The organism is Kineococcus glutinatus (assembly GCF_039542765.1).
In the GTDB taxonomy this organism is placed as follows: domain Bacteria; phylum Actinomycetota; class Actinomycetes; order Actinomycetales; family Kineococcaceae; genus Kineococcus_A; species Kineococcus_A glutinatus.
Genome location: NZ_BAABIL010000029.1, coordinates 1 through 1,623, shown reverse-complemented (window position 1 = coordinate 1,623; position 1,623 = coordinate 1). Strand labels below are relative to the sequence as shown.

Genomic DNA, 1,623 nt, shown 5'->3' with positions numbered 1-1,623 from the left:
CGGTGGCCCGGAGCATGGTCGGGTGGACGGCGAACGCACCGCTCGGGGGCTGCGGCACGGGAGTGCTGCGTGGAGGTGACCGCGGCGGCGTGGACCGCCACCATCGGCCTCGTCCTGCTCCTGCTCGCGCTCGACCTGGCGGTGGGGGCGCTGCGCCCGCACGCGGTCGGCTTCCGCGAGGCGACGATCTGGTCGGTGTTCTACATCGGCGTCGCGATCGCCTTCGGCATCGCGCTCGGCTCGATCGCCGGCTGGGGTTACGGCACCGAGTACTTCGCCGGCTACCTGGTGGAGAAGAGCCTGTCCGTCGACAACCTCTTCGTCTTCGTCATCATCATGACGACGTTCGCGGTGCCGCCGGAGCACCAGCAGAAGGTGCTCACGTTCGGCATCGTCCTCGCGCTGGTCATGCGGGCGGCGTTCATCGCGGTGGGCGCGGCGCTGCTGGAGCTGTTCTCGTTCATGTTCCTCGTCTTCGGCCTGCTGCTCATCGCCACCGCGGTGCAGCTGTACCGGCACCGGGACGAGGACCCCGACGTGGCCGACAACGCGCTGGTGCGCGCCACCCGCCGGGTGCTGCCGACCACGACGGAGTACCACGGCGGCAAGCTGGTGGCCCGGCTGGAGGGGCGCCGGGTCGTCACCCCGCTGTTCGTCGTGCTCATCGCCATCGGCGGCACGGACCTGCTCTTCGCGCTGGACTCGATCCCCGCGGTCTTCGGCGTGACGCAGGAGGCCTTCATCGTCTTCGCGGCCAACGCCTTCGCGCTGCTGGGGCTGCGGGCGCTGTTCTTCCTCGTGCAGGGGCTGCTCGACCGCCTCGTGTACCTGTCCACCGGCCTGGCGGTCGTGCTGGCCTTCATCGGCGTCAAGCTCGTCCTGCACTGGGGGCACACCCTCTCCGACGGGGTGCCGCAGATCTCCACGCCCGTCTCCCTGGGCGTCATCGCGGTGGTCCTCACCGTGACGACGGTGGCGAGCCTGGCGAAGACCCGCCGCGACCCCGCCGCGAAGGCCCACGCCGGCTCGCTGCGCGGCTCGCGCCCCGCCGACCCCGTCGAGCCGCCGACCGCGTGAGCGCACCGCGGCACGTCCAGCGGCACCGCGCCCGCACCCCGGGGGGACCCTAGGCTCGGGGCGTGAGCGAGGAGCAGCAGCCCACCACCCGCCCCCGCAGCGCCGCCGACGACCTCGCCGAGGAGCACTTCGCCGCGTCGCTGCGGCTGCAGCCGCTCCTGGCCCTGTCCATCGGGGCGCCCGCCGGGCCCGGCCTGGGCGACCACTCCCCCGCCGGCACGGCCGCCGTCGCAGACCTCGCCCGGGCCACGCTGGCCCGCCTCGGCGCCGTCGAGCCGGCCGACGACGTGGACCGCACCACCCTCGCGGCCCTGCGCGAGCGCCTCGGCCTGGAGGTCGAGCTGTTCGACGCCGGTGAGCTCACCGGCGTGCTCAACGTCATCGCCAGCCCGCTGCAGGAGCTGCGGATGGTGTTCGACCTGCTGCCGACCGACACCGCGGCGCACTGGGAGGAGATCGCCGACCGGCTGGCCGCGGTGCCGGCCGCGGTGGACGGCTACGTCGAGGGGCTGCGCGCCGCCGCGGCCGCCGGCCGGGTCGCCGCCC

2 protein-coding genes are annotated in these 1,623 nt (G+C 74.1%); both read left to right on the top strand.

The window, feature by feature from the left end; translation table 11 throughout:
* Positions 1-69: 69 nt before the first annotated feature.
* Complete coding sequence (locus tag ABEB16_RS01760) at positions 70-1,077, top strand: TerC family protein (protein ID WP_345710557.1); 1,008 nt, start codon at positions 70-72, stop codon at positions 1,075-1,077.
* Between the two features lie 62 nt (positions 1,078-1,139).
* On the top strand, positions 1,140-1,623 hold a 484-nt coding region (locus tag ABEB16_RS01755; RefSeq protein ID WP_345710556.1), incomplete at its 3' end, for a DUF885 family protein.